Below are 312 nucleotides of genomic sequence, written 5' to 3' on the forward strand. Positions count from 1 at the left end.
GCCTTGGTGAGCCATTACCTCACCAACTAGCTAATCCCACTTGGGCCAATCTAAAGGCGAGAGCCGAAGCCCCCTTTGGTCCGTAGACATTATGCGGTATTAGCAGTCGTTTCCAACTGTTGTCCCCCACCTCAAGGCATGTTCCCAAGCATTACTCACCCGTCCGCCGCTCGTCAGCAAAGTAGCAAGCTACTTTCTGTTACCGCTCGACTTGCATGTGTTAGGCCTGCCGCCAGCGTTCAATCTGAGCCATGATCAAACTCTTCAATTAAAAAGTTTTATGTCTTTCGACAGCTCAATGAATTCTGAATT

Annotated in this window: 1 rRNA gene; it reads right to left on the reverse strand. The window is 49.0% G+C overall.

The annotated features are described in order from the left end of the window. Positions 1-271 (reverse strand): 16S ribosomal RNA (locus ACTRWE_RS19335); the annotation flags it as partial. Positions 272-312: the final 41 nt, after the last annotated feature.

The sequence above is a fragment of the Pseudoalteromonas sp. G5_S1_54_S4 genome (genome assembly GCF_054968565.1).